We start from the raw sequence: 23,228 nt of genomic DNA, 5'->3' as shown, positions 1-23,228 counted from the left end.
TACTGTAACGCATGAGCGACGATGCCCGCACCCTGGTTCCCCCGATGGCCTGGAATGCCTGGGGCGACCCCCAAGCCGCCAAGCCCCTCTCCGACGGCATTCGAGCGCTGCTCGAGCAGGCACTCGGGGTCACGGTCAGCGAGGTCCCCGCACCGTCCATCGACGAGGTTCAGGTCCGGCCGTCGTCGTTGGCAGACGAGCACCGCGATGCTCTCGCGGAATTCGTGGGCGCCGACTACGTGCGGACCGACGACCAGGGCCGGCTGCGGTACGCGGGCGGCAAGTCCACGCTGGATCTGTTGCGCCGCAAGCAAACCCACCAGGATGCTCCGGACGCGGTGCTGCTTCCCGGCAATGAGGACGAGATCGCGACCGTGCTGCGCTACTGCTCGCAGCACGGCATCGCCGTGGTGCCCTTCGGTGGCGGCACCAGCGTGGTCGGCGGCCTCGACCCGATCCGCGGCGAGTTCGCCGCCGTCATCTCGCTGGACCTGCGCCGGCTCGATGCGCTGCACTCACTTGACGAGACGTCGATGCAGGCCGAACTGGGCGCCGGGGTGACCGGCCCGGACGCCGAACGCCTGCTCGGCGAACACGGCTTCTCCCTCGGACACTTCCCCCAGAGTTTCAAGTTCGCCACCATCGGCGGGTACGCGGCCACCCGCTCCTCGGGGCAGGATTCCGCGGGATACGGCCGGTTCAACGACATGATCCGGGGACTGACGATCGTCACCCCGGTCGGCGTCCTCGACCTCGGCCGCGCCCCGGAGACCGCGGCCGGCCCGGACCTTCGGGAGCTGTTCTCCGGATCCGAAGGCGTCTTCGGCGTGATCACCCGGGTGCGCCTACGCGTACATCCCGTCCCGGAGACGACCCGCTACGAGGCATGGTCGTTCCCCGACTTCGCCACCGGCGCGGCCGCGCTGCGCGCCATCACCCAGATCGGCACCGGACCGACTGTGGTGCGGTTGTCCGATGAGGCCGAGACCGGCGTGAACCTGGCGACCACCGGCAGCATCGGTGAGCAGAGCATCACCGGCGGTTGTTTGGGGCTCACCCTGTTCGAGGGAAGCCCGGCGCACACCGAGAGCCGGCACGCCGAGACCCGTGCGGTGCTGGAAGCCCAGGGTGGTACCTCACTGGGCGAGGCCCCTGCGCGAGCGTGGGAGCACGGCCGGTTCGACGCGCCGTACCTGCGTGATTCGCTGCTGGCCGCCGGCGCGTTGTGCGAGACGCTGGAGACCGCGACGACGTGGTCCAACCTGACCGCTCTGAAGACGGCGGTCACCGAGGCGCTGACGAACTCGCTCGCCGAAAGCGGCACACCGGCGCTGGTGATGTGCCACATTTCGCATGTGTATCCCACCGGCGCATCGCTGTACTTCACCGTGGTGGCGGGCCAGCGCGGCGACGTGGCCAAGCAGTGGCTGGCTGCCAAAGTCGCCGCCTCCGATGCCATTTCACGCACCGGCGGCACCATCACCCACCATCATGCGATCGGGGCCGATCACCGGCCGTGGATGGGTGCGGAGATCGGCGAGCTCGGCGTGAAGGTGTTGCAGGCGGTCAAGCAGGCTGTCGATCCGGCGGGGATCCTGAACCCCGGCAAGCTGATTCCATGATTTCCCACGTCACCGTCCTGACCAACCCGAAGTCGGGCCACGGCAACGCGCCACATGCCGGCGAGCTTGCGGTGAAGCGGTTTCAGGAGCTCGGGATTAACGTGACGGGGATCGTCGGCCGCGATGCCGCTCATGCCCGTGAACTCGTCGACGATGCACTGACCCGCCCGACTGACGCGTTGGTCGTGGTAGGCGGCGACGGGGTGATCCGCCTGGCGCTGCAGGCGTTGGCGCGCACCGACATTCCGCTGGGAATCGTGCCCGCCGGCACCGGCAACGACCATGCCCGCGAATACCGGCTGCCGACAGCCGATCCGGTGGCCGCGGTTGACGTGATCGCCGCCGGATACACCGAGACCGTCGACCTCGGACTCGTCAAGGGTGCCGACGGGTCGAGCACCTGGTTCGGCACGGTCGCCGCGACGGGGTTCGACTCACTGGTCAGCGATCGGGTGAACCGGATGAGCTGGCCGCACGGCCGGATGCGTTACAACGTCGCGCTGGTCGCCGAGATTTCGCAGTTGCGGCCGTTGCCTTTTCGGATGGTGCTCGACGGCGAGCGAGAGATCGTCACCGAGCTGACACTGGCGGCGTTCGGCAACACCCGCAGCTACGGCGGGGGCATGTTGATCACCCCGGGCGCGGATCACTCCGACGGGATGCTCGACATCACAATGGTTGGCGCGTCGTCGCGGGTCAAGCTGATCCGGTTGTTCCCGACGGTGTTCAAGGGCACGCACGTGAACCTGCCCGAAGTCACCACCGCCCGGGCCCGCACGATCACCGTCGACTCCCCCGGCATCAACGCCTACGCCGACGGCGACTACGTGTGTCCGCTGCCCGCAGAGATCTCGGCGGTCCCAGGCGCACTGAAAATCATTGTCCCGGAGCCGATCTAGCGCTCCAATGCCTTGGCGCACCCATTGAGGATCGCACGGAAGTTCCACGGCAGCAGCTTTGACGTGAGCGCCTCCATGGCCTTTCCGCCGCCGCGAGCCGGATGGGTGTAGGTGCTGTCCCAGTCGACGCGAGTTGCTTCGCCGTCCGGGGTGAAGGTGAGTGTGCCGCCCTCATGCTCGAAGGCCGGTACCGATTTGACGATCAGATAGCTGTAGCTGTGCGGCGGGTCATAGGCGGTGATCTCCTCGCGAAACCACAGGCCGATAGCGAAGCCGGTCCGCATCGCGCCGAGGCCGGCGGGCGCCGGTGAGTCCTTCGCCCAGTCCGACGTGACGATCAACGGGGCCGCATTCAGGTTCACCGGATCGGCCAGCCAGTCGAATACTTCTTGGGGCGGCGCGTAGATCGTCTTCTCGACGTGGAGATGGACCATCGCTTCAGGTTAGTTAGATGCCGACTCTTCTGCGATGCCGCCTCGACTGCCCTGAACCGTCAGGCCAGGACGATGTCGCTGTTTTCCCAGACGCCGAGGATCTGCGGGTCGCCTTGCACGGATTTGGGCAGCTCCGACGGCCCCACCACCGCGATCGAAAGCTCGTGGTCAGACATCGGCACTGCGCCCTTGGTATCGACCGTTGTGCAGCCTAGAGCGCGCAGCCGCTGAGAGATCTCCTGCAGGTTGGCGTCATCACGCACTGTGACCAACCAATTCATCCACCCAGGCTACCTACTCGCCCGCAGGTTCGCATAGGACGCCGCAGCGTTGATGACACCGTGACCGGTTTGGTCGTCGAATCCGGGCGGCCCGATGTTGACGGCGCCCGCGATCAGCGCATTGCGGATATCGACTGGCGTGAGCTGCGGAAACGCGGACAGCAATAACGCGGCCACCCCGGACGCCACCGGCGTTGCGCAGGAGGTGCCGTTGTCGAAGGGCGAGTGGGCGGTGCCGCCGGGGCGGCCGGGCCCGAAGTTGCCGAAGAAGTGGCTGTAGGCAGCAACATCGGGTTTGGCGTGTTCGAACATGCCTGGCCCCTGAGACGAGTAGCCAATGCGTTGATTGCGGGAATTGACTGCGGCCACTGTGATGACTTCGGCCAGGCTGTTGGAGCCGTGAATCGATCTGCCCGGGCCGATCCCGGAGGGCCGGCAGTTACCCGATGGGCAATCCTGACCGCAGTTGCCCGCCGCGAACATCGTGGTGGCGCCGGAGGTGATGACTTCGCGGATCTTCCGATGCAGAGGGTGATCGAGATTCCAAATTTCGTGGTTGGGAGCGGCTTGTTGGTCTGGGACGGCGGTGAATCCCCAGCTGTTGTTCAACACGTGCGGGGTCCCGTCGCTATGCCGCTGCGTCAGCGCGGCCTGGAACATCTGCAGCGCTCCGCCGGAGTTCTGGATGCCCAGGAACGGATAGTCGTACAGTTTGGCCGCCGGTGCGGCAACCAGCACATCGGCCGCACACATGGAGCCGTGACTGGTGATGTCGGCGGTTCCTGGCCGAAGCGCGTTGGGTCGGGAGAATCCACCAACGACGGGGTAGTTCATCCCGTTGACGCCTTCATCGATGATGCCAACCACCACGTTCTGGCCCCGAAAACCGTCGTGCCAGATCCGCCTCACGCCGAGCAGAGTGCGGATGGCCTCAACGGTGACCGCCGGCAGGAACGGGCTGCAGTCCACACCCCCAGCCGAGGACGCCAGGTCGAACAACTCTGTGGCATCGACGTCCGGCGACGTTCCGCAACGGCAGCCGTCGACGAATTCCAGCGGCGAATTCGCCCATACCGTGACGCCGCGCCTTCTCTGCAGGGCGTCGATCTGGCCGGCGTCCACTTCAGCGGCGACGACGACGGTGTCGGCACTCATGTCGGGACTGACTTCCTCAACACCGAAGGCTTCCAAGGCGATCACTGTGTCGGGCTTGATGTTCAGCATCGGCACCGGAGGCAGGTCGGTCGCCATCTCGACCCCGAGACCCGCGAGTTTATCCAGCGCCGACTCGTTGGCGGCGACGGCCAGCGACGGTGACGCCAACTCTGCGTCGAACGCCGCGAATGCTTCGTCCTGCGATTGCGACACCTCAAGCAGCACTTGTATTTTCGGCATCTTCTCTCCCTGTTGTCGGTCGTTGCGGAGCGTGCCCTATAAGCCGCTCTGATAGAAGCCGCGCAGTCCGTCCGCACCCTTGAAGTACTCAGGCAGCGGCTCGAAGGATTCCAGGTGGTCGAAATAGGTTTTGTCGTCGACCACCGTCGGAGCGTCGAGGGACAGCTTCGGAAGGGGTGGAAGAACCGCCAGTGGCATCGGTCCGAGGTCGGCGACGTCTTCTGGCTGCATATCGAGCTCGAGGTCGATCTGCGGTTCGTTCCCGAGTGGCTCGAATATCGGGGCCGGAGCATTGCGGACGGCGTCCAGGTCGGACATCGCTGCCCGCAGACGCTCGCGTGCCGCGTCGAAAGTGAGGCCTGCCAACGGCGAATCGTCCTGGTGTAGATGAAGGCGCTTCTTGCGGCCACCGACAACAAGCCGTTCTGCGCTCGCGGCCGAGATGCCGGCCGCCTGCATGACGTCGTGGTCGCCGTATCGCGGAACCCCACCGACCACCACGAGACGTACCTCGCGCTCGGTGGCCCGGACGAGGTTCTCGTAAGGATCTTCGTGCGTGGCGTCCAGCACCACGAAGTCGGCCAGTTTCCCGGCTTCGATCGTTCCCAACTGGTCTTCCCAGCCGGCGGCCGCAGCCCCGCTCACCGTCACCGCTTTGGCCAGATCCTCGAACCCGAATCGCTCGGCTGCCGGGGTAACTTGTTGCACGCGAAGCCATGCCACTTTGAGTTCCATCAGGATGTTGCGACTACCGCTGGGCGTCCAGTCGCTGCCAAGGGTGAACAGCGACTTCTTCTCGAACAGGACGCGCGGGTCGATCGTTTCGCCGTACAGCAGCGAGTTCGACAACGGCGACCACACCACCCACGACTCGGCCGATCGCATGGCCTGGTGGTCCTTCGCCTTCAATCCGAGGCTATGAATCCCGACCAAATTCGCTCGCACCGCTGAGTTTTCGTGAGCCAACCTGAACTGCTCCCTGGCGCGAGCGTCGATGCCTTCGGCAAGGTGAAAGAACACCTTGGTTCCGCTGTCGAGATCCTGCTTCAAGTTGGCCACGGTCTGGTTGTCGATGTCGATCACGCGTGAGTCCGCCGGCGGCTCGAGGCTCGGATCGTCCGGAGCCTCGACATTGCGCACCACCCCTCGATAGAGCGCGTTGCCCCCGAACCGCGATCGCAGGCCCTGGGCGGATGTGACCCCGCCGAGCAATAGCTTGACCTCGACGTAGCGGATGATCGCCTTGATGGCGTTAACACCGCTGCCGACAATCACATTCATTGGCTCCCCGATGTGCTGGGAGTATTCCGGGAGACCCAGCCAGCCTGCCCGATTATCGAAGCGGCGCGGTGGCCGCCACAGCGGGAGAATGTTGTAAGGAAGATGGTTGTGCATATCGAACAAGCCGGGATAGATCATCCCCTTGGTCTGGACGGTGCGGACTCCATCAAAACCGGCCGGGGCTGGCGCGCCCGCCTCGCCGACCGCCGCGATTCGCCCGTCGGCGACATAGATCGCACCGTTGGGAATGGGAGCGCCGTTCATCGGAACGACTGTCCCGTGCAGGATGAACCGCGAGCCGGCGGGCTGGCCTGCGAGCGGCGCAACCCGAGGCACCTCGCCGGCTCGGCGTTCCGCCGGCGAACCCATGATTTGGTCTAGGAGGTGAAGCTGCTCGGATTTGTCCACCAGCGCTTCGGGCTCGTCCGCGACGAGGGGTTCGATCCCTCCTGGCGCGATCGGTTGCAGCTCCGCTTGATAGTCACAGTTGCCGATCCGATACAGCGAATTGGAGCAGAACACGCACGATCCGCGACCCCTTTGCAGATGGCCAGTCTCGTTGCGGTACATCAGGTTCCCGCGATCCACCTCCCCGACCAGGTAATCGACGCAACGGCTCACCATCGCGTCGAAATCGTGCGGGTTGGCCGATGCGTGCGCCATGAAGATCACCCGCGAATCAAGCTCGGTACCATCCGACAGCTGCCCATAGCTGAGGCGGATCTCGCGGTCGAAAAGATCCCGGAGCGGTTCGTTGGGCTGCGGATCACCGACGGTGAAACGGTTGGCGAGCGCCGAAATGAACTCGCGCGCAGTCGTCTGGCTGAACACCAGGATCACGGCCGGCAGACTTTGCACCAACTGACGCAGAAAATATCGCCGTTCGACGAAGCACTCGCCGACAATCCCTTGGGCCCGTGGCCGTCCCATCACAGGCATTGCTGGGTCATCCTGGTTCGGGCTGATCACCCACCGCGCCGACGGGCAGGCAACCATGTTCGCGTAAGCGATGTCCTCACCCACGGCGAGTTGGTGTTGCGCCCACCCCTTTCGTTGCGCAAGGCCGTCGAGCAGCCGTTGATACTGGCCGTACATCAATACGGGTGAGGGCTCGACGGGGATGTCGGCACCGACCTCGGTCAGTGCTCGGGGTGACGACGGGTCGTCGTCGACGGATCCCCGCAATTCCTCGTAATCCTGTTGCGGGACACGCAGTTTGTCGCGGGTCCGGTATCGGAAGTAGTGCGCGTATTGCAGGATGTCCTCGAAGTACGGGTGAATTGCGTTGCGGGTCCGACTAGTCCAGCCCGGCAGGTTCGGGTTGATACCGACGCACATGATCGGCGCCTTGCGACACCCCGACAGCAGTTCGGGTACCACCTGGCGCTTGCCGGCGTACACCACCGGCAGGTCGATCTTCGGCTGCTCGGGCGGCCCGGCACTTGCATAGTCGTAGCTGTGGTAGTAACCCCACTCGCCGAAGTAGGCGCACGGGTGTGGTTCGGATGCCGAGTCGTACGTCTGCCGCATGGAGAGGCACGGCATCACGTCGACGACGAGCTCGACCTCGATCGGCAGCTTGGACACAATCGGTTCGGCCATGACATCGCCCCTACCCGTGGTCGATCCGCCTATCGAAGGCATTGGCGCAAACGTACGACTCGCGATGTCAAAGCACATGAGTAGCGACTACTCGATCGCCGGACGGACGCTACGCCAATTGCGTGCTCGACTCTGACGTATCCACGTATGCAGCGGACCTGCGGCAGCGCTGAAAGCCATTGCTCCGGAAGCGGTCTAACGCTCCCGGAACGAGAATCTGTCGTCGGTACCTACGGCAGCGGGATACACCGCAGAGAGTGCCACGAGTAGTTCTCCGCGGAGCGCAGATGAACCACCTTCCAGATACCCGGGCACGTCTCGTCCCTGAGGATTCTGGTGTCGATGGTGACACCGTTGATCAGGTGGTCTTCGCCGAGGAGCATCTGCAGGTACCCCTCAGGATCCGCTCGAAGCGTGCGCTTCTCGTCGTCGGACAGCTCGAGCGTGAAAACCTCAAAGTCGGTGGATTCGACCTTGGTGGGACGCTTTACAGTGGCCATGTCTAACCGCCTTCCGACAAGATGGGCGGTGTGAATTCTTCATCCGCCCGGTCGCGTACACACGCGTACCGGACCACTCGATTTCACGACAGGTCTAGCCCACTCCCCTGCTCAGCCAGCTGACCTCGCCGCCGTCGCCGCCATCGCGGTATGGCTCCAGGGCCTCGTCCCAGGCGGTGCCGAGCACCGAGTCCAGCTCGGCCGCCAGGGTGTCGGCACCCGAGGCCATCAGCGTGCGCAGCCGCATCTCGCCGACCATGATGTCGCCGTTGGCGCTCATCGCACCGGACCACAGACCCAGTTGCGGGGTGTGGCAGAACCGCTCGCCGTCCACGCCGGCACTCGGATCCTCGGTGACTTCGAACCGCAGGACCGACCACGAGCGCAGCGCATTGGCCAGCCGGGCACCGGTGCCCACGGGACCAATCCAATTGGTCACCGCGCGCAGCTGCCCAGGCATGGCCGGCTGAGGGGTCCACTTCAGGTTCGCCCTGGCATTCAGGGTCGACGAGAGTGCCCACTCGACATGTGGGCACACCGCTGCGGGAGAGGCGTGGACATACACCACGCCAGTCGTCGCATCGGCGAACTGGTTCGACGCACGCATCACCTTGCTCCTTCGGCTCCACGAGGGACGTCTTCCCCAACGACCTGGTGTTTCCGGAGATGCAATTGTGTCGTGCGTGTTTATTGTGCCTTGTGAGGCCCCTGTTGCGCTAGTTCGCTCCGTACACTCTCAGAACTTCATCAGAGAGTGCCGGCCAGAGCGGCTTGGCCCACTCGTCGAAATCCCGGTCCGTGAGCACTACCAGCGACAATGCCCTCGCCGGGTCGACCCACAGGAACGTCCCGGTCTGGCCGAAATGACCGAAGGTGCGCGCAGAGTTGGCAAAGCCTGTCCAGTGCGGTGATTTCCCGTCGCGGATCTCGAACCCCAGCCCCCAGTCGTTGGGCCGCTGGACCCCGAAACCGGGCAGCACCCCGCTGAGACCGGGAAACTGCACCGTGATCGCACAATCGTGGAGCCGCGTCGACACCGTTCGCGGCACCAGCAGATCCTGCGCGAAAACCGCCAGGTCAGCCACCGTGGATACGCCGCCGTAGCCGGCCGCCGCCGCGCCGCCCTCCAGTCGCGACCCGGCCATCCCCAGCGGTTCGAAGACCGCCTCGGCCAGATACCGGCCGAACTCGATGTCCGCTGCTGTTTCGATCGCTTCGGCCAGCACCTGGAAGCCGTAGTTCGAGTAGACCCGCCGCTTGCCGGGTTCGGCCATCACCTCGGCGGAATGCATGGAGAGCCCCGACGCGTGAGCCAACAGGTGGCGGATCGTGCTGCCCGGCGGACCGGCCGCGGTGTCGAGTTCCACCACGCCCTCTTCGATGGCCACCTGGGCCGCGCGCGCCGCGAGAGGTTTGGTCACCGACGCCAGCCGGAACGGTGCGGCGGTGTCGCCGTACTCGGCGATCACTCCGTGGGGACCCACCACCGCGGCGGCGACTCCCGGAACCGGCCAGTCGGCGATCAGGTCGAGTGGGCTCACTTGGTCGCGACGTAGTAGAGGTTGATCGGGTCGGTGTCGATCTCGTGAACCGCGACGTCGGGGAAACCCGCATCGGCCAGCATCGAGGTCGCCAGCTGCCGGCCCCATGCGGTGCCCAGCCCGGCACCGCCGTAGGCCAGCGACACCGACATGCAATGCATCGTCGACACGGTGAACAGATAGGGACTCAGGGGCACCCCGATATTGTCCTCGAGCCGACTCGAAGCCTTGATGTCCACCATCAACAACACGCCGCCGGGCCGCAACGCCCGATGGATGTTGGCCAGCACCTGCGCCGGCTGTGCCTGGTCGTGGATGGCGTCGAACACGGTGATCACGTCGTAGGCGTCCGCGACATCCAGAGCCGCGAGGTCGCCGCGGAGAAATGCCGCATTGGCCAGTCCGAGCCGGCCGGCCTCAGCCGTCGCCGCCGCGACGCCTTCCTCGGAGAAGTCGATACCGGTGAAGCGGCTGTCCGGGAAGGCCCGGGCCATCACGTTGATCGCATGACCGCTGCCGCAGCCCCAGTCGGCGACATCGGCGCCGGCGCGCAACCGCTCGGGTAAGCCGTCAGCCATGGGCAGGATCGCGTCGACCAGCGCGGCGTCGAACACCTCACCGCTCTGCTCGGCCATCAACGCGTGGAACCGGGGGTAGTCGGTGTAGGGCAGGCCGCCGCCCTGGTGAAAGCAGCCGACTATCTTCTGTTCGATCTCGGCGAGCAGCGGGATGAACTGCGCCAGCCGGGATAGATTGTCCGGTCCGGCCGCCCGGGTCAGCACCGCCGCGCGGTGTTCGGGAAGCCGGTACGTCGCCGAGTCGGCGTCGTAGTCCACGACGCCCCCAGTCACCATGCCGCCCAACCATTCCCGTACATACCGCTCGTTGAGACCCGCCGCGTCGGCGATCTCCTGGCTGGTGGCCGACGACAGTCCCGCCAGGGTGTCGAACAACCCGGTCTGGTGACCGATGCTGGCCAGGATCGTCACGCTCGACTCGTCGATTGCCCGGACCATTCGGGCGGCGAATTCCTCAGTCGTCTCGTCCTGCACGTGGGTCACCCACTCTCCGCGAGACCGCGGTGCGCCTCGTTGAGCCATGCGTACGCCTCGGTTGTCTCGTACCGCGACTCCCGCACCGCCGCCTGTAACACCGTCAGCGCCTCGCGGTAGCGCCCACGGCGCACGAGGACCGCGCCGCGCAGTACGTCGTTGCCGGACACGGTGGCGTCCGAATCGTGGAGGTACCGCTCGGCTTCGTCGAGATCGCCTGCCGTCAAGGAGATTTGAATCGCGCCACGCAGCAGCCGGGGCACGTCGGCCGGATCGGCCGCCGCGATCGCCAAGCGCACCTCGGTACGGGCGGTGGCCGAGATCGCTGCCGCATAGGTCGCGAACGCGGCGCCGACGGCTTCCAGATAGACCAGCCTGCGCGCCGTCTGGCTCTCGGGTGCATCGGAAAGCAGCGCGCGAGCCCGGCGGATCCAGGTCTGGCCGATGACCCATTCGCCCCGCGACAGCCACGCCGAACCGAGTTCGGCCGCCTTGCCCGCAGCCGCATTGGGGTCGGTCCGTGCCAGCCGGACATAGACGAGTTCACCGACGCGCATCGATTCCCGGCCGTGACCGAGGCGCCCCGCGGCAATCGCCATCGCGTCCAGGTCGTCGAGGGCCAGCGGGCCCACCGCACCCGCGCGAGAGAACGCCGCGTAGCTGGTTTCGAAGTCGCCGCTGCGGTACGCGGCACGTGCCGTGACCAGCAGATCGGTCTGGGTTTCAACTCTGGCGGTAAGCAAGCCTTCACCGTAGCTTCCGAGCGGGACACGCACGGCGCATTCGGCATCCGTCGCGCTAGGGTTTTGCCCATGAGTCAGACAGTGCGTGGTGTGATTTCCCGGTCGAAGAAGCAGCCCGTGGAGTTGGTCGACATCGTCATCCCTGACCCCGGCCCGGGTGAGGTGGTCGTCAAGGTCATCGCCTGCGGGGTGTGCCACACCGACCTGACCTACCGCGAGGGCGGCATCAACGACGAATATCCCTTCCTGCTCGGCCACGAGGCCGCCGGCACCGTCGAGTCGATCGGCGACGGTGTCACCCATGTCGAGGTCGGCGACTTCGTCATCCTGAACTGGCGTGCGGTCTGCGGAGAATGCCGCGCCTGCAAACGCGGCCGCCCGCACCTGTGCTTCGACACGTTCAACGCCACCCAGAAGATGACGCTGACCGACGGCACCGAACTGACTCCCGCCCTGGGCATCGGCGCCTTCGCCGACAAAACCCTCGTCCACCAAGGCCAGTGCACCAAAGTCGACCCCGAAGCCGACCCCGCCGTGGCCGGCCTGCTCGGCTGCGGCGTGATGGCCGGCCTGGGGGCTGCGGTCAACACCGGGGCGATCGGGCGCAACGACACCGTCGCCGTCATCGGCTGCGGCGGCGTCGGCGACGCCGCGATCGCCGGCGCCGCCCTGGTCGGGGCCCGCACGATCATCGCCGTGGACACCGACAACCAAAAACTGGACTGGGCCCGCGGCTTTGGGGCCACCCACACCATCAACGCGCGTGAACTCGACGTCGTCGAAACCATCCAGGACCTCACCGACGGATTCGGCGCCGACGTCGTCATCGACGCCGTCGGACGCCCCGAAACCTGGAAACAAGCCTTCTACGCCCGCGATCTGGCCGGCACCGTCGTCCTCGTCGGCGTCCCCACCCCCGACATGACCTTGGAGATGCCCCTGGTCGACTTCTTCTCCCGCGGCGGGTCGTTGAAGTCCTCCTGGTACGGCGACTGCCTGCCCGAACGCGACTTCCCCACCCTCATCAGCCTCTACCGCCAAGGCCGCCTCCCCCTCGAAAAATTCGTCTCCGAACGCATCGGGCTGGACGCCATCGAAGACGCCTTCCACAAGATGCACGCCGGTGAGGTGCTGCGCTCGGTGGTCGTGCTCTGATGGCCGGCATCGAGCGGGTGGTCACCAGCGGCACCTTCGAACTCGACGGCGGCAGTTGGGAAGTCGACAACAACATCTGGATCGTCGGCGACGACTCCGAGGTGATCGTCATCGACGCCGCCCACAACGCCAAGGCCATCGAGGACGCCGTCGGCAACCGGCACGTCGTCGCGGTGGTGTGCACCCACGGCCACAACGACCACATCACCGTCGCGCCCCAGCTGTCCGCCGATCTCGACGCCCCGGTGCTGCTGAATCCCGCCGACGACATGTTGTGGCGAATGACGCACGGCGACAAGGAGTTCCGCACCATCGAGGACGGCCAGGTACTCAAGGCCGACGGCATCGAGCTGCACGCCATCGCCACTCCGGGACACTCCCCCGGCTCCACCTGTCTCTACGCCCCGGCGCTGGGTGCGGTGTTCTCCGGCGACACCCTGTTCCAGGGCGGACCCGGCGCGACCGGCCGCTCATTCTCCGACTTCCCGACGATTCTCGGGTCGATCAAGGACAAGCTCGGCAAGTTGCCCGCCGACACCGTCGTCTACACCGGACACGGCGACACCACCCGCATCGGCGACGAACTGGTCAACTACGACGACTGGGTGAAGAAGGGCAGTTAGCTTTTCGACTGAGCCCCTGAGGCCCAGCGCTCAGACCAGCTTTGCAGACTGTTGAGAGTCTTCATCAGGCTACGACCACCCTCGCTCAGGCGATAACCACCATCCTCGTGGGCAATGGTTCCAAGCTCGCGTAGATCCTTCAGGCGCGCGTTGAGTGAGCCCGGATTGGTTTCGCACGCCTCTTGAAGCGCGCGGAAAGTCAGTGGTCCGTCGCGCAGTTCCCACAACACGCGCAGCGCGCCGCGCCTTCCGAGCACATCGAGAACGACCATGATCGGGCGCCCGCTGGACGAACCGCGTACGGGCCGACCGACTCTGGGAACACTCATGCTTTACATTTTGTAGCAAGCATGGGTATCGTCGCAACCATGACACGCTATAAGAATCATAGCGCACGGGTACGCCCCGCCCCATCTCCGCTGCCCGCGGACATCCAGGGCGCCATAGACGCAGTCATGCGAGGCAGGGAACCGCTGGTTCTCTTCACCACATTGGCTCGTGATCGTCGGCTGTTTTTCAAGCTGTTCAACTCGGGACTTCTGGATCAGGGACACCTGACCATCCGGCAGCGCGAGATCGTCATCGACCGCGTGACCGCACAGTGCAACGCCGAATACGAGTGGGGCGTGCACGTAGCGGCCTACGCGACCAACGCTGGGCTGACCGCACCGCAGATCGAGTCACTCGTGAAAGGCGATGCGAACGAAGAGCATTGGTCCGATGAGGATCAGGTCCTCATCAGACTCTGCGACAGCTTGCAGGCTTCCTGCGGTGTCGATGACGAGCTGTGGGAGCGGCTCACTCACATCCATTCGGAGGAGGCGATCATCGAATTGCTCATGCTCGCCGGCTATTACCGCATGGTCAGTTATCTCGTCAACGGACTTCGACTACCACTCGAACCGAACGCACCACGCTTCGCTGACATTCAGCAACTCGGCCGGTAATCCCGCTGCGACCTGTCCGACTCGTCACATAGCTATGGCGCAGCCGCCACGCTCTGCGGGTCGACGAGGATCTTCGCGTGCACCTCCGGATCACCCAGTGCCTCGAATGCCGCCGACACGCCGTCTAGCCCGACCTTGCCGGTCACCAAGGCCGAGGCGTCGAGCTTGCCGTCAGCCAGCATGTGCAGGGTGTCGCGGAATTCCAAAGGCGTATAGGCGAATACGAAACGCAAGTCGATCTCTTTGGCATTGGCCATCGACGGCCGGAGCTGGTCGGTAGCCATGCAGACCCCGGCAACCACCACCCGCGAGTTCAGCGGTGCGGCCATGACGATGCCGTCGAGCACCCCGGGCACACCGACGCACTCAAAGATCACCGGGCGCTTGGGTCCTGCTGCCCCCAGAGCGTCGGCGACGCGGTAGACGTGCTGCCAGCCCGGTACCTTGCGCAGCTTCTCCATGGCGCTCATGCCGGTCTCGTAGAGAGCCGTGGCATCGCTGACCGCACCCGCGGATCCGGCCTTCTCGTACGGTGAGTCCACCTTCGGGTCGACGACGACGTGCGCGCCGCAACGGGTAGCGAGAGCACGGCGGCCCGGCGAGAAGTCGCTGGCGACAATGGTTTCCACCCCGAGCGTCTTGAGCTGGCAGATGATACCCAAACCGACTGGCCCGCAGCCGATCACGATCGCGGTGTCGCCCTTCTTGATCTCGCTTCTGTTCACCGCGTGCAGGGCGACGGCCATCGGCTCGGTGAGCGACGCGATGTCCAGCGACAGTCCGTTGGGCACCGCAAACGTCATGGCCGCCTGGACCAGAACCTGCTCGGCGTACCCGCCGGGAGCCAGTGGCGACAACCCGGTCAGATGCACGCCGCCGTTGGCGCGAACCAGCGGGAAGGACACCACCCTGGTGCCAACTTTGAATTCCTTCGGGGTTTTGCGGCCGCGCTCGGCGACCTCACCGGAGAATTCATGGCCCATCACCACCGGGGTGTCGCTGCGCATGAAGTCGCGATAGCCCATCTCGGCCGTGAGACCACTCACCTCGTCGGCGTGGTCCTTGGCATGCAGATCCGATCCGCAGATACCGCAACTGGCGACGTTGAGCACCAGCTGGCCGTCCGCGGGCTCCGGCGCGGGCAGCTCGACCACTGACAATGTTCCGTGCACACAGCTGACAGCCTTCACGTCAGCCCAGCTTACTCGCCGAGAATCCGGTGGGAATCACGAAGGGCGGTCGGGGTTTTCAGCTGCGCCGTAGCCGTCGCACCACCGACACCATGAGGCCTACCAGGCCCAGCGCGAACACCCCGCCGAATACCCAGGGCAGGGAGTCGGAGCCGCTGTCCTTGCCCACAGCCAGCCTCGGGTCGGGATAACCGTTCACCTGGCCGTCTGCGCGGATTATGTACGTGCCGGGGTCGCGGATGTCGACAGTCCAGATTCGAACGTGAGCGTCCTTGTTGACCCTGGCCCGACCGCCTCGGTCTTCGGTCAACACCGGATCGGCGACGCCCTCGGGCGCACCGATGTTCACCGTCACCGGAGGTATCGGAAATCCCCTCGACGCCGACGACGTATGAAAGCTGATCTGCGCCTCGCCCGCCGGCAGCTGCACCTGACCCGTACCCGGGACCGGCACTTCACCGTAGGCGTCGAAATCGTCGAACACGAAGGCGTTGAGCATCATCACGGCGAAGAAGCCGATGGCGCCGACGATCATCAGGAAAACGCTTGATGCCATCGGATACGAGACGGATTTGGTACCGGCCATGGGGAGAAAGTGTGTCACGGCGGGCGCGGTTAATCGCCGAGAATCCGCCGTTTCTCCGCGTCGAACTCGTCCTGCGTCAACGCCCCGGAATCACGAAGGGCGGCCAGTGTTTTCAGCTGCTCCAGGCGCACGCCCTGGTCGGTGGGCGTGTACGGATCATGCGAAACGCTCGGGGTGTACGACTCCAACGGTGCGTTGGCGATCAGCCCGACCGTCTGGGCACCGCGGCCCCGCCTGCGCAGGAACAGCGACACGATCAGGTCGACGATCCCCAGCCCGAACACGGCGGCGAACACCCACGGCAGATAGCCGTATCCACTCTCCTTACCGAAGGCCAGCCGCGGATTGATGTACCCGCCCACCTGACCGTCGGTGCGGATCTTGTAGGTCCCGGCCTCGGGGACCTCGGCGGTCCAGATCCGAATGTGGGTGTCGCTGTTGACAGTCGTTAGCGTGCCGTGGTTTTCGGTCAGCACCGGATCCGCGACACCCTCGGGCGGGATGATGCTCAGCTTCAACGCGGGCAGCGGGAAACCGCTCGACGGTGATCCCGTCACCGCGGTGTGAAAGCTGATCTGCGCCTGCCCGGCCGGCAGCTGAACCTCGCCCGTGCCCGGGATCGGCACTTCGCCGTACGCGTCGTACTCGTCGAGCACGAAGGCGTTGAGCATCATCACGACGAAGAAGCCGACAGCGCCGACCACCATCATGAGAATCCCTGACGCCATCAGGATGCGGGAGACGGTCTTGGTGCCGGACATGGCGGAAGTGTGTCACGCCGGGCTTTGTGCCGCGGCTCCTATCAGCCATGTCGTCAGCCCGGTCCGCAGCCCGTCGACGAACCGCTCGTGCGGGTCGGGGAAATCGAGCTCGGCCATCACCTGGCGGACCGGCTCGGTGGGTACCGAGAACGGATACATGCCCGCCACCAGGCCGGACACCCCTTCGCCGAAGAACGTCGTGAATTCGTCGGACAGCCACGGCAGCTGCCGGGCCGTGAGCTCGGACAACGCCACGATGCTCCGCATGGCGCGCAGCTTGAAGTCACGGGCGAAGTCACCGGAGATGTTGCGTTCCAGAATCCCCGCCATCGCGCCGAGCAGTTCGCACAGCAGGCGCCGCTCCACGAGCGTGTCGGTGATGATGTCCGCGAATCGAATCTCATTGGCGAATCCGGGCTTTCGCGCCTCAGGCGGACCCAGACGTTCTTCGAGATCGACCAGCCAGGCCAGCCCCTCCTCGGCCAGCACCTCCAGGAAGATCGCTTCCCGGGTGTCGAAGTAGCGCAGCACATTCGACTTCGCCAAGCCGACCCGCTCGCTGATATCGCGCAACGTGACCTCGTCGACGCCACGCTCGGCCAGCGCCTCGCGGGCCGCCGTCAGAATCGCCGATCGCCGAGCGGCCAACTGCTCGGGTCGCCGGGCGCGCTGAAACGTCGAGGTCACAGCAGACAATTTAGCAGACCACCGTTCTCTTGTTATCAGACCGTTGTTCTGTTAACGTCGCTGGCATGACTGATCTAGCCCTCTCGATCCCCGACCTCTCCGGGAAATTCGCCGTCGTCACCGGCTCCAACAGCGGGCTGGGCCTCGGCGTCACCAAGCGTTTCGCCGCCGCCGGCGCCGAGGTGGTGCTGGCGATTCGCAACCGCGCCAAAGGCGAGGCGGCGATCGCCGACATCCGGGCCGACGTCCCCGACGCCAAGCTGACCATCAAGAATCTGGACCTCTCGTCGCTGGCCAGCGTGGCCGCGCTCGGCGAGGAACTGAATTCCGAAGGCCGCCCGATCGACATCCTGGTCAACAACGCCGGCGTCATGCAGCCCCCGCAGCGCGACACGACCGCCGACGGGTTCGAACTGCAATTCGGCAGTAATCACCTGGGACACTTCGCCCTGACCGCGCACCTGCTGCCGCTGGTGCGCGCCGCCGACAACCCGCGCGTCGTGTCGTTGAGCAGCCTGGCCGCCCGCTTCGGTCAGATCAACTTCGACGATCCCAATTTCGAGCGCACCTATTCGGCCAACCTGTCCTACGGCCAGTCCAAGATCGCGACGCTGATGTTCGCCCTCGAACTCGACCGGCGCAGCCGCCAACAGGGCTGGGGCCTGATGTCCAACGCCGCGCACCCCGGCCTGTGCAAGACCAATCTGCAGATCAGCGGACCCTCGCACGGCCGCGAGAAGCCGACGGCGATGGCCCGCTTCTACCAGTTCAGCTGGCGCTACATGCCATTCATGTGGCAGGAGGTCGATGACGGCATCATTCCCGTGCTGTACGCGGCCGTCGACCCGAAAGCCCGCGGCGCCGAGTTCTACGGCCCCCGTGGCTTCCAGGAACTGGCCGGCGGCGGAGTCACCGAAGCGAAGATCCCCGGGCGCGCCGCCAACGCCGAGGACTGCCGGCGGTTGTGGCAGCTATCCGAACAGCTCACCGGCGTGAGTTATCCGACGAATTAGCCGACAGCGACTAGCGTCAATCTCCTGACATAACGGGAGGTTGTCATGGCCCCAGAGGAAGTCGCCAAGCCCGCCGGGGGTGCGGTGCGGCGTTTCGCCCTGCGCTACTGGGTAGCGATCACCCTGGTGGTGCTGGCCGCGATATTCATCGCCCAGAACCGCACCCGCCAGCGAGTGCACGTCCTGTGGATCACCGTCGAATACCCGATGTGGCTGCTCTTGACCGCGATGTTGGTCGTGGGCATCGTGGTCGGACTGCTGCTGCACCGCCGCCGCAGGAACTGACATGCGCGAGTCCAGCATCGTGGTGCGCCCGATACCGATCGGCAGCCACACCTACACCGAGTCCTCCCGGCTGCAGGCAGCCGGATTACGTCCTGCCACAGCCATTTTCGAAGAAGCCGCCCGCAACGTCGCCATCCCGCGGGCGCCGCAGCCGATCGCCATCGCCGACTACGGCGCCGCGACGGGGTACAACTCGCTGCTGCCGATCGGCGCCGCGATCGCGGTCATCCGCAAGCGCACCCGCACCGACCACGCCATCCTGGTCGCCCACACCGATGTGCCCGGCAACGACTTCACGACGTTGTTCTCCACCCTGTCCGACGACCAGGACAGCTACCTCAAGAAGGACTCCGCCACCTTCGCCTCGGTGGTGGGCCGCTCGTTCTACTCACAGATCCTGCCGTCGGACACCATCTCGCTGGGCTGGACGTCCTGGGCCATCCACTGGCTGCGCGAGATCCCCACGCCGATTCCCGATCACGTCGAGATCTCCTACAGCACAGACGAAGAGGCCCGCCGCGCTTACGCCCGGCAAGCCGCCGCCGACTGGCGCGACTTCATCGCCTTCCGCGGTCGCGAACTCGCGCCCGGGGGCCGGATGGTGGTGCTGACCGTCGGCCTCGAACCCGACGGCGGCTCGGGATTCAAGCCCGCGTTCGATGCGATCATGACTGCACTGGCCCAATTCGTCGCCGACGGCCTGATCACCGCCGACGAAATGCGCCGCATGTCGATCCCGTCGACCGGGCGCGACGAGGCGGCCTTCCGGGCGCCGTTCCATCCGTCGGGACGATTCGAGGGCCTCGAGATCGAACACTTCGAGACGATCAACGGAGAAGACCGGTTCTGGACGCAATATCAGAGCGACAACGACGAACGCGCCTTCGGCACGAATTGGGCTGAGTTCCTTCGTGCTTCGATGTTTCCGATGCTGGCCGCCGCGGTCGACGTCGACGCCGACGCCACCCGGGGCCGGGACCGGCGCAGTAAGCGGCGCCGGCAGTTCGTCGACGATCTGACGGCCTCGGTCGCCGCTCAGCTGACGGCCGCACCCGCACCGATGTCGATTCCGCTGGCCATCGTCGTGCTGGAGAAGCGGCGTCGCTCAGCCTGACTGCGGCTGGATGAAGATCTGCGGCAGACCGGGAATCGTCGGGATCGGCGGAATCGTCGGGATGTAGCGCGGCTGCTGGGGGGGCTGCGACGGGGCGACGGTCTGGGTCTCGGTGACCGGCGGCGGCGTGGACACCTCGGTGCTGACGACGGTCGTCGTCTGCGTCTCGGTGACCGGTGCCGGCGGTGGCGGCGCGTCGGCAGTCACCGGGGGCGCCTGCACGACCTGGGTCTGCGTCACCGGTGCGGGCGCCTGTTGGTACACGGTCTGCGGCGCCGGTGCCGGCGCCTGCTGTACGGCCTGGTTCTGTACGGGCGCCGCCGACGGGTCGGCGCTGGGCGCGGGCGACGCCGGTGCGGCCTGCGGGGTGGAGGTGATGCTCGGCGTCGGCGTGATGGGGGCGTCGCTGCTATCGGCGGTCAGTGCCACCGCCGTTCCGGCGCCGGCCAGCACGATCACACCGAGCGCGGCTGCCACCACCGGCATGGGGCGCCGGTACCAGGCCGGGGCCTTGTCGCCGGTGGTCGACGGATCGGCGGGCTCCGGCTCGAACTCCATCATCGGGCGGGCGCTGGGCGGCGCCGCCGAAGCAGGCATCGGCTCGGCCAATGGCGCGAGGTCTGGCATATCGGGCGCCTCGGACCACGCCAGGGCGGCGCCGGTGGCCGGCCCCTGTTCGATCGGGGCGACGGGTGCCGCGAGCACCACCGGCGCCTGCGCCATCGCGGTGGCGCTATCGTCGGCCGGGCCCCGCGCGGCACGCAGTGCGGCGCCGATGACGCCGGTGAAGGCCGGGCGCGGGGTGGTGATCACCGGAACCCGCAGGTGCTCGGACAGGGTCGTGGTGATCACCGGGATGGCGGCACCGCCGCCGATCGATGCGACGGCCGCGAGGTCGGCAGGTCGCACCCCGGACCGTTCCATGGTGTCCCGCAGGACGGCGACGAAGTCGGCGAGCGGACGTGCCATGGCGTCGTCCAGTTCGGTGCGGGTGAGCCGCACGTCACCGCGGAAGTTGGGCAGTTCGGCGGGCAGCGCGGTGACCGTGACGGTCGACAGCCGCTCCTTGGCCTCCCGGCACTGGGCGCGCAGCCGGGTCAGCGACCCGATCGCCGACGTGCCGGTGACGTCCAGGCTCCCGCCGGCCGACAGCTCGGCGACCACATGGGCCAGCAGCCCCTGGTCGACGAGATCTCCCGAGAAGTCGTGGTGCCGCAGCGTCGGCGCGATCTGTTGCGAGCCATCGACGAGTGTCACCGACGTGCCACTGCCACCGAAATCGCACAGGGCGACGACACCGCGGGTCGGCAGGCCCGGATTGGCGGCCAGCGCGGTCAGCGCGGCGGCGGAATCGGGGATCAGCAGCGGCTCGTCGGCCGACCACTCCGGAATCTGCCGGACAGCGCGGCGCAGCGCCTCGACGGCAGCGGGCCGCCAGTGTGCGGGATAGGTGATGGCCGCGGTCGGCGGCAGCGGCCGTCCACCGGTGGCGGCGTACGCGAGCCCCCGCAGTGAGTCGGCGAGCAAACTCTCCGCGTGGTGCACCGAGCCGTCGGAGGCGACGATGCCGACCGGGTCACCGACGCGGTCGACGAAGTCGGTGATCACCACGCCGCCCGGCAACGTCACCACGGGCGGTCGAGTGACCGAGTTGTCGGGTGTGACCGCGGCCAATGTGGTGGCACCGACCGACAGGCCGACCGCCGGCCTCGTTGGGTCTGTCATGTCGTCCAATCCGGGCTCCCGCGGCATGCGGGCAGGCCCCAGAGCCGTCTACGGATTCACAAAATTTGTCGATCCGAAACGGCAGGACGTTACTCAGCGAATGGTGCCGCGGCCCGGAATCAGGGGCAGATCCAGTGGGGTGACCCACCCCGGCGGGAGGTCGTTGACGGCCGGTACAGCGTTGAGAGCGCGCAGGCCAGTGGACAAACAGCCCGCCGTCGCGGCGTCCCGCCCAGAGCCGTCGGTGAACCGGAACGCGGTCTCTTGGAAGATGCTGGGAGTGCCCTGGATGTCGACTCGGTAGACGTCGTCCTGGGTGCCCGACGGCCAGTCCGGCGCGGCGTCCTGGCCGATGCGGTTGACGTGCTCCAGCTGGATCCGGGTCTCGCCCTGATAGACGCCGTTGATGGTGAACCGGACGGCCGCGACGTTGCCCGCCGGGATGACGCCCTTGACCGTCTTGCGCTCGGTCGGGGTCACCCACTTCTCCCAGGTCGTGGTGATCTCGTCGAGCTCGATACCGGCGGCGTAGGCGATCATCGGCACCGTCGCACCCCAGGCGAACACCAGGATGTCGGAGTTCTCCAGCAGCGGCTTGAACTCGGGTTCGCGCCCGATGCCCATCTCGAATTCGTAGTCGCCCTCGTAATTCGTGTAGTCCAGCAGCTCCGAGGCGCGGACCAGCTTCACCTGCGAAGCCAGGCCCATCAGAGTCATCGGGAACAGGTCGTTGGCGAAGCCGGGGTCGATGCCGGTGGTGAAGCACGACGACTGGCCGGCCTCACAGGCCTGGGTGATCGGGTCGATCCAGTTCGGCGGGTTCAGGTGCATCTTCGGCCACACCCACGGCGTCATCGCGGTCGAGCACACGTCGATGCCTGCCCGCAGGAACCGGGAGATCAGGTCGATGTTGGCGTCGGCGTGCGCCGCGGTCGGCCCGTAGTGCACCAGGGCGTCGGGCTTCAGCGCGATCAGCGCGTCGACATCGTCGGTGGCCGCAAGTCCGACCTCGGGGATATCGCAGATCGTCCCGACATCGACACCGACCTTCTTGGGATTGCTGACGCCGACCCCGACCAGCTCGAACTCCGGGTGCGCCAGGACCTCAGGAATGACCATCCGGCCGACAAAACCCGTACCCCAGATCACGATTCGCTTCGCCATGGACGCAGCCTAGGCGCGGTGTCGCGCGAGGTAGGGCGGTTGTCTCAGTGGTCGGACGCCCTGCCCTTCCGTGCGGCGGCGGAGCGAGGCGGCCTGTCGCGCATGTGGTTCCGTACCCGACTCATGATGTCGCCGAGGGCCCGCACATCCTGATCGGACAGCGGCGCGAACAGCAGGCCGCGCACGACGTCGATATGGCCGGGCAGCACCGTGGCGACTCGGGCCCGGCCCGCCTTGGTGATCTCGACGACGGTGGAACGCTGGTCGACGCCGCTCGCCTTCCGGGTGATGAGGCCGTCGGCTTCGAGAAGTCCGGCCTGGTGGGTCAGGCCACTGCGGCTGTAAACCACCCCGTCGGCCAGTTCGGTCATCGTCAGCGGCCGGTCGGCGTCGACGAGCTTGGCCAGAATCTCGAATTGGACGTAGCTCAAGCCGCCGTCGGCCCGCAGCTGCTGTTGCACGGCGTACTGGAGCAGGCTGGCCGCCTCGGTGAAGGCGAAGTACGTGCGCATCTGTGAGGGCTGGAGTGCCTTGGCCATCCACCCATCGTAGTGGGAATGTTTCGAATTCGAAGCATGTTGCAGACCGTGTAACTGCTTCGACTTCGAAGCACTAGGACTAGGAGACA

The 23,228-nt window shown here is 66.2% G+C and carries 25 protein-coding genes; 8 read left to right on the top strand and 17 right to left on the bottom strand.

What is annotated here, in order from left to right:
* Positions 1-44: 44 nt before the first annotated feature.
* Together EV580_RS16780 and EV580_RS16775 are read left to right on the top strand one after the other, a co-directional pair.
* Complete coding sequence (locus EV580_RS16780) at positions 45-1,622, top strand: FAD-binding oxidoreductase (RefSeq protein WP_133693096.1); 1,578 nt, start codon at positions 45-47, stop codon at positions 1,620-1,622.
* Positions 1,619-2,521: a diacylglycerol kinase gene (locus EV580_RS16775; RefSeq protein ID WP_133692352.1), complete on the top strand. Its 903-nt coding sequence runs from the start codon at positions 1,619-1,621 to the stop codon at positions 2,519-2,521. Before EV580_RS16780 ends, EV580_RS16775 begins: the two co-directional genes overlap by 4 nt.
* Here the strand turns inward: EV580_RS16775 and EV580_RS16770 are convergent.
* From EV580_RS16770 to EV580_RS16730, 9 genes are all read right to left on the bottom strand, one after another.
* A complete protein-coding gene (locus tag EV580_RS16770; RefSeq protein ID WP_133692351.1) occupies positions 2,518-2,955 on the bottom strand; it encodes an SRPBCC family protein in 438 nt (145 codons plus the stop codon). The two genes, EV580_RS16775 and EV580_RS16770, sit on opposite strands and share 4 nt — an antisense overlap.
* A 59-nt stretch (positions 2,956-3,014) precedes the next feature.
* Positions 3,015-3,236 carry a hypothetical protein gene (locus EV580_RS16765; protein ID WP_133692350.1) on the bottom strand — a complete coding sequence of 74 codons (222 nt, stop codon included), beginning with the start codon at positions 3,234-3,236 and terminating at the stop codon, positions 3,015-3,017.
* A gap of 9 nt (positions 3,237-3,245) precedes the next feature.
* The gene (locus tag EV580_RS16760; protein WP_133692349.1) at positions 3,246-4,631 is read right to left on the bottom strand and encodes a S8 family peptidase; all 1,386 of its coding nucleotides are present in this window, start codon (positions 4,629-4,631) and stop codon (positions 3,246-3,248) included.
* Between the two features lie 36 nt (positions 4,632-4,667).
* Positions 4,668-6,935, bottom strand: a complete 2,268-nt coding sequence (locus EV580_RS16755) for an amidohydrolase family protein (protein ID WP_166654750.1) — start codon at positions 6,933-6,935, stop codon at positions 4,668-4,670.
* Positions 6,936-7,744: 809 nt separating this feature from the next.
* Complete coding sequence (locus EV580_RS16750; RefSeq protein ID WP_133692347.1) at positions 7,745-8,014, bottom strand: hypothetical protein; 270 nt, start codon at positions 8,012-8,014, stop codon at positions 7,745-7,747.
* Between the two features lie 94 nt (positions 8,015-8,108).
* Positions 8,109-8,621, bottom strand: coding sequence for a DUF3145 domain-containing protein (locus EV580_RS16745; RefSeq protein WP_005144711.1), 513 nt, complete (start codon positions 8,619-8,621; stop codon positions 8,109-8,111).
* Between the two features lie 109 nt (positions 8,622-8,730).
* Positions 8,731-9,555: a serine hydrolase domain-containing protein gene (locus EV580_RS16740; RefSeq protein ID WP_133692346.1), complete on the bottom strand. Its 825-nt coding sequence runs from the start codon at positions 9,553-9,555 to the stop codon at positions 8,731-8,733.
* Positions 9,552-10,571: a class I SAM-dependent methyltransferase gene (locus EV580_RS16735; protein ID WP_370581636.1), complete on the bottom strand. Its 1,020-nt coding sequence runs from the start codon at positions 10,569-10,571 to the stop codon at positions 9,552-9,554. The genes EV580_RS16740 and EV580_RS16735 overlap by 4 nt, the downstream gene beginning before the upstream one ends.
* Positions 10,572-10,612: 41 nt before the next feature.
* A complete protein-coding gene (locus tag EV580_RS16730) occupies positions 10,613-11,350 on the bottom strand; it encodes a hypothetical protein (RefSeq protein WP_133692344.1) in 738 nt (245 codons plus the stop codon).
* Between the two features lie 69 nt (positions 11,351-11,419).
* On the opposite strand from EV580_RS16730, the gene EV580_RS16725 reads away from it, so the two are divergent.
* A complete protein-coding gene (locus EV580_RS16725) occupies positions 11,420-12,505 on the top strand; it encodes an S-(hydroxymethyl)mycothiol dehydrogenase (RefSeq protein ID WP_133692343.1) in 1,086 nt (361 codons plus the stop codon).
* Positions 12,505-13,128 (top strand): MBL fold metallo-hydrolase, encoded by a 624-nt coding sequence (locus tag EV580_RS16720; RefSeq protein WP_133692342.1) that lies wholly within the window; start codon positions 12,505-12,507, stop codon positions 13,126-13,128. The genes EV580_RS16725 and EV580_RS16720 overlap by 1 nt, the downstream gene beginning before the upstream one ends.
* On the opposite strand, the gene EV580_RS16715 is transcribed toward EV580_RS16720, so the two are convergent.
* On the bottom strand, positions 13,125-13,400 hold the full coding sequence (locus EV580_RS16715) for a winged helix-turn-helix transcriptional regulator (protein ID WP_255496974.1): 276 nt from the start codon (positions 13,398-13,400) through the stop codon (positions 13,125-13,127). The genes EV580_RS16720 and EV580_RS16715 overlap by 4 nt on opposite strands.
* 96 nt (positions 13,401-13,496) lie before the next feature.
* Between EV580_RS16715 and EV580_RS16710 the strand changes: the two genes are divergently transcribed.
* Entirely contained in the window at positions 13,497-14,075 is a 579-nt protein-coding gene (locus EV580_RS16710) for a carboxymuconolactone decarboxylase family protein (protein ID WP_133692340.1), read from the top strand.
* A gap of 32 nt (positions 14,076-14,107) precedes the next feature.
* On the opposite strand, the gene EV580_RS16705 is transcribed toward EV580_RS16710, so the two are convergent.
* Genes EV580_RS16705 through EV580_RS16690 form a run of 4 tightly spaced genes read right to left on the bottom strand, consistent with a single transcriptional unit; the run spans position 14,108 to position 17,299 of the window.
* A complete protein-coding gene (locus tag EV580_RS16705) occupies positions 14,108-15,265 on the bottom strand; it encodes a zinc-binding dehydrogenase (RefSeq protein WP_133692339.1) in 1,158 nt (385 codons plus the stop codon).
* Positions 15,266-15,323: 58 nt separating this feature from the next.
* Complete coding sequence (locus EV580_RS16700) at positions 15,324-15,851, bottom strand: SHOCT domain-containing protein (protein WP_183505767.1); 528 nt, start codon at positions 15,849-15,851, stop codon at positions 15,324-15,326.
* A 29-nt stretch (positions 15,852-15,880) separates the two neighbouring features.
* Positions 15,881-16,612 carry an SHOCT domain-containing protein gene (locus EV580_RS16695; protein WP_133692338.1) on the bottom strand — a complete coding sequence of 244 codons (732 nt, stop codon included), beginning with the start codon at positions 16,610-16,612 and terminating at the stop codon, positions 15,881-15,883.
* Positions 16,613-16,624: 12 nt separating this feature from the next.
* Positions 16,625-17,299 (bottom strand): TetR/AcrR family transcriptional regulator, encoded by a 675-nt coding sequence (locus EV580_RS16690; protein ID WP_133692337.1) that lies wholly within the window; start codon positions 17,297-17,299, stop codon positions 16,625-16,627.
* Positions 17,300-17,364: 65 nt separating this feature from the next.
* Here EV580_RS16690 and EV580_RS16685 point away from each other — a divergent pair, with 65 nt between their 5' ends.
* From EV580_RS16685 to EV580_RS16675, 3 genes are read left to right on the top strand one after another with little or no spacing between them, the layout of a single operon-like run.
* A complete protein-coding gene (locus EV580_RS16685) occupies positions 17,365-18,312 on the top strand; it encodes an SDR family oxidoreductase (protein WP_133692336.1) in 948 nt (315 codons plus the stop codon).
* A gap of 45 nt (positions 18,313-18,357) precedes the next feature.
* Positions 18,358-18,597 carry a Loki-CTERM sorting domain-containing protein gene (locus EV580_RS16680; RefSeq protein ID WP_133692335.1) on the top strand — a complete coding sequence of 80 codons (240 nt, stop codon included), beginning with the start codon at positions 18,358-18,360 and terminating at the stop codon, positions 18,595-18,597.
* A 1-nt stretch (position 18,598) separates the two neighbouring features.
* Complete coding sequence (locus EV580_RS16675) at positions 18,599-19,711, top strand: class I SAM-dependent methyltransferase (protein ID WP_133692334.1); 1,113 nt, start codon at positions 18,599-18,601, stop codon at positions 19,709-19,711.
* Here EV580_RS16675 and EV580_RS16670 read toward each other — a convergent pair.
* From EV580_RS16670 to EV580_RS16660, 3 genes are all read right to left on the bottom strand, one after another.
* The gene (locus EV580_RS16670) at positions 19,703-21,436 is read right to left on the bottom strand and encodes an Hsp70 family protein (RefSeq protein ID WP_133692333.1); all 1,734 of its coding nucleotides are present in this window, start codon (positions 21,434-21,436) and stop codon (positions 19,703-19,705) included. The two genes, EV580_RS16675 and EV580_RS16670, sit on opposite strands and share 9 nt — an antisense overlap.
* Before the next feature lie 93 nt (positions 21,437-21,529).
* Positions 21,530-22,600, bottom strand: coding sequence for an NAD(P)H-dependent amine dehydrogenase family protein (locus tag EV580_RS16665; protein ID WP_133692332.1), 1,071 nt, complete (start codon positions 22,598-22,600; stop codon positions 21,530-21,532).
* A gap of 44 nt (positions 22,601-22,644) precedes the next feature.
* The gene (locus EV580_RS16660; RefSeq protein WP_133692331.1) at positions 22,645-23,139 is read right to left on the bottom strand and encodes a MarR family winged helix-turn-helix transcriptional regulator; all 495 of its coding nucleotides are present in this window, start codon (positions 23,137-23,139) and stop codon (positions 22,645-22,647) included.
* Positions 23,140-23,228 lie beyond the last annotated feature (89 nt).

It is taken from the genome of Mycobacterium sp. BK086 (assembly GCA_004362315.1).
In the GTDB taxonomy this organism is placed as follows: Bacteria; Actinomycetota; Actinomycetes; order Mycobacteriales; family Mycobacteriaceae; genus Mycobacterium.
Note: the sequence above shows the minus strand (reverse complement) of the source record. Positions and strands in the feature narration are given on the sequence as shown.

Coding starts and splice junctions, on each gene's coding strand:
- EV580_RS16780 (WP_133693096.1), top strand. CDS start 45: ATGGCCTGGAATGCCTGGGGCGACCCCCAAGCCGCCAAGCCCCTCTCC.
- EV580_RS16775 (WP_133692352.1), top strand. CDS start 1,619: ATGATTTCCCACGTCACCGTCCTGACCAACCCGAAGTCGGGCCACGGC.
- EV580_RS16770 (WP_133692351.1), bottom strand. CDS start 2,955: ATGGTCCATCTCCACGTCGAGAAGACGATCTACGCGCCGCCCCAAGAA.
- EV580_RS16765 (WP_133692350.1), bottom strand. CDS start 3,236: ATGAATTGGTTGGTCACAGTGCGTGATGACGCCAACCTGCAGGAGATC.
- EV580_RS16760 (WP_133692349.1), bottom strand. CDS start 4,631: ATGCCGAAAATACAAGTGCTGCTTGAGGTGTCGCAATCGCAGGACGAA.
- EV580_RS16750 (WP_133692347.1), bottom strand. CDS start 8,014: ATGGCCACTGTAAAGCGTCCCACCAAGGTCGAATCCACCGACTTTGAG.
- EV580_RS16745 (WP_005144711.1), bottom strand. CDS start 8,621: ATGCGTGCGTCGAACCAGTTCGCCGATGCGACGACTGGCGTGGTGTAT.
- EV580_RS16735 (WP_370581636.1), bottom strand. CDS start 10,571: ATGGTCCGGGCAATCGACGAGTCGAGCGTGACGATCCTGGCCAGCATC.
- EV580_RS16725 (WP_133692343.1), top strand. CDS start 11,420: ATGAGTCAGACAGTGCGTGGTGTGATTTCCCGGTCGAAGAAGCAGCCC.
- EV580_RS16720 (WP_133692342.1), top strand. CDS start 12,505: ATGGCCGGCATCGAGCGGGTGGTCACCAGCGGCACCTTCGAACTCGAC.
- EV580_RS16715 (WP_255496974.1), bottom strand. CDS start 13,400: ATGGTCGTTCTCGATGTGCTCGGAAGGCGCGGCGCGCTGCGCGTGTTG.
- EV580_RS16710 (WP_133692340.1), top strand. CDS start 13,497: ATGACACGCTATAAGAATCATAGCGCACGGGTACGCCCCGCCCCATCT.
- EV580_RS16700 (WP_183505767.1), bottom strand. CDS start 15,851: ATGGCCGGTACCAAATCCGTCTCGTATCCGATGGCATCAAGCGTTTTC.
- EV580_RS16695 (WP_133692338.1), bottom strand. CDS start 16,612: ATGTCCGGCACCAAGACCGTCTCCCGCATCCTGATGGCGTCAGGGATT.
- EV580_RS16685 (WP_133692336.1), top strand. CDS start 17,365: ATGACTGATCTAGCCCTCTCGATCCCCGACCTCTCCGGGAAATTCGCC.
- EV580_RS16680 (WP_133692335.1), top strand. CDS start 18,358: ATGGCCCCAGAGGAAGTCGCCAAGCCCGCCGGGGGTGCGGTGCGGCGT.
- EV580_RS16675 (WP_133692334.1), top strand. CDS start 18,599: ATGCGCGAGTCCAGCATCGTGGTGCGCCCGATACCGATCGGCAGCCAC.
- EV580_RS16670 (WP_133692333.1), bottom strand. CDS start 21,436: ATGACAGACCCAACGAGGCCGGCGGTCGGCCTGTCGGTCGGTGCCACC.
- EV580_RS16665 (WP_133692332.1), bottom strand. CDS start 22,600: ATGGCGAAGCGAATCGTGATCTGGGGTACGGGTTTTGTCGGCCGGATG.
- EV580_RS16660 (WP_133692331.1), bottom strand. CDS start 23,139: ATGGCCAAGGCACTCCAGCCCTCACAGATGCGCACGTACTTCGCCTTC.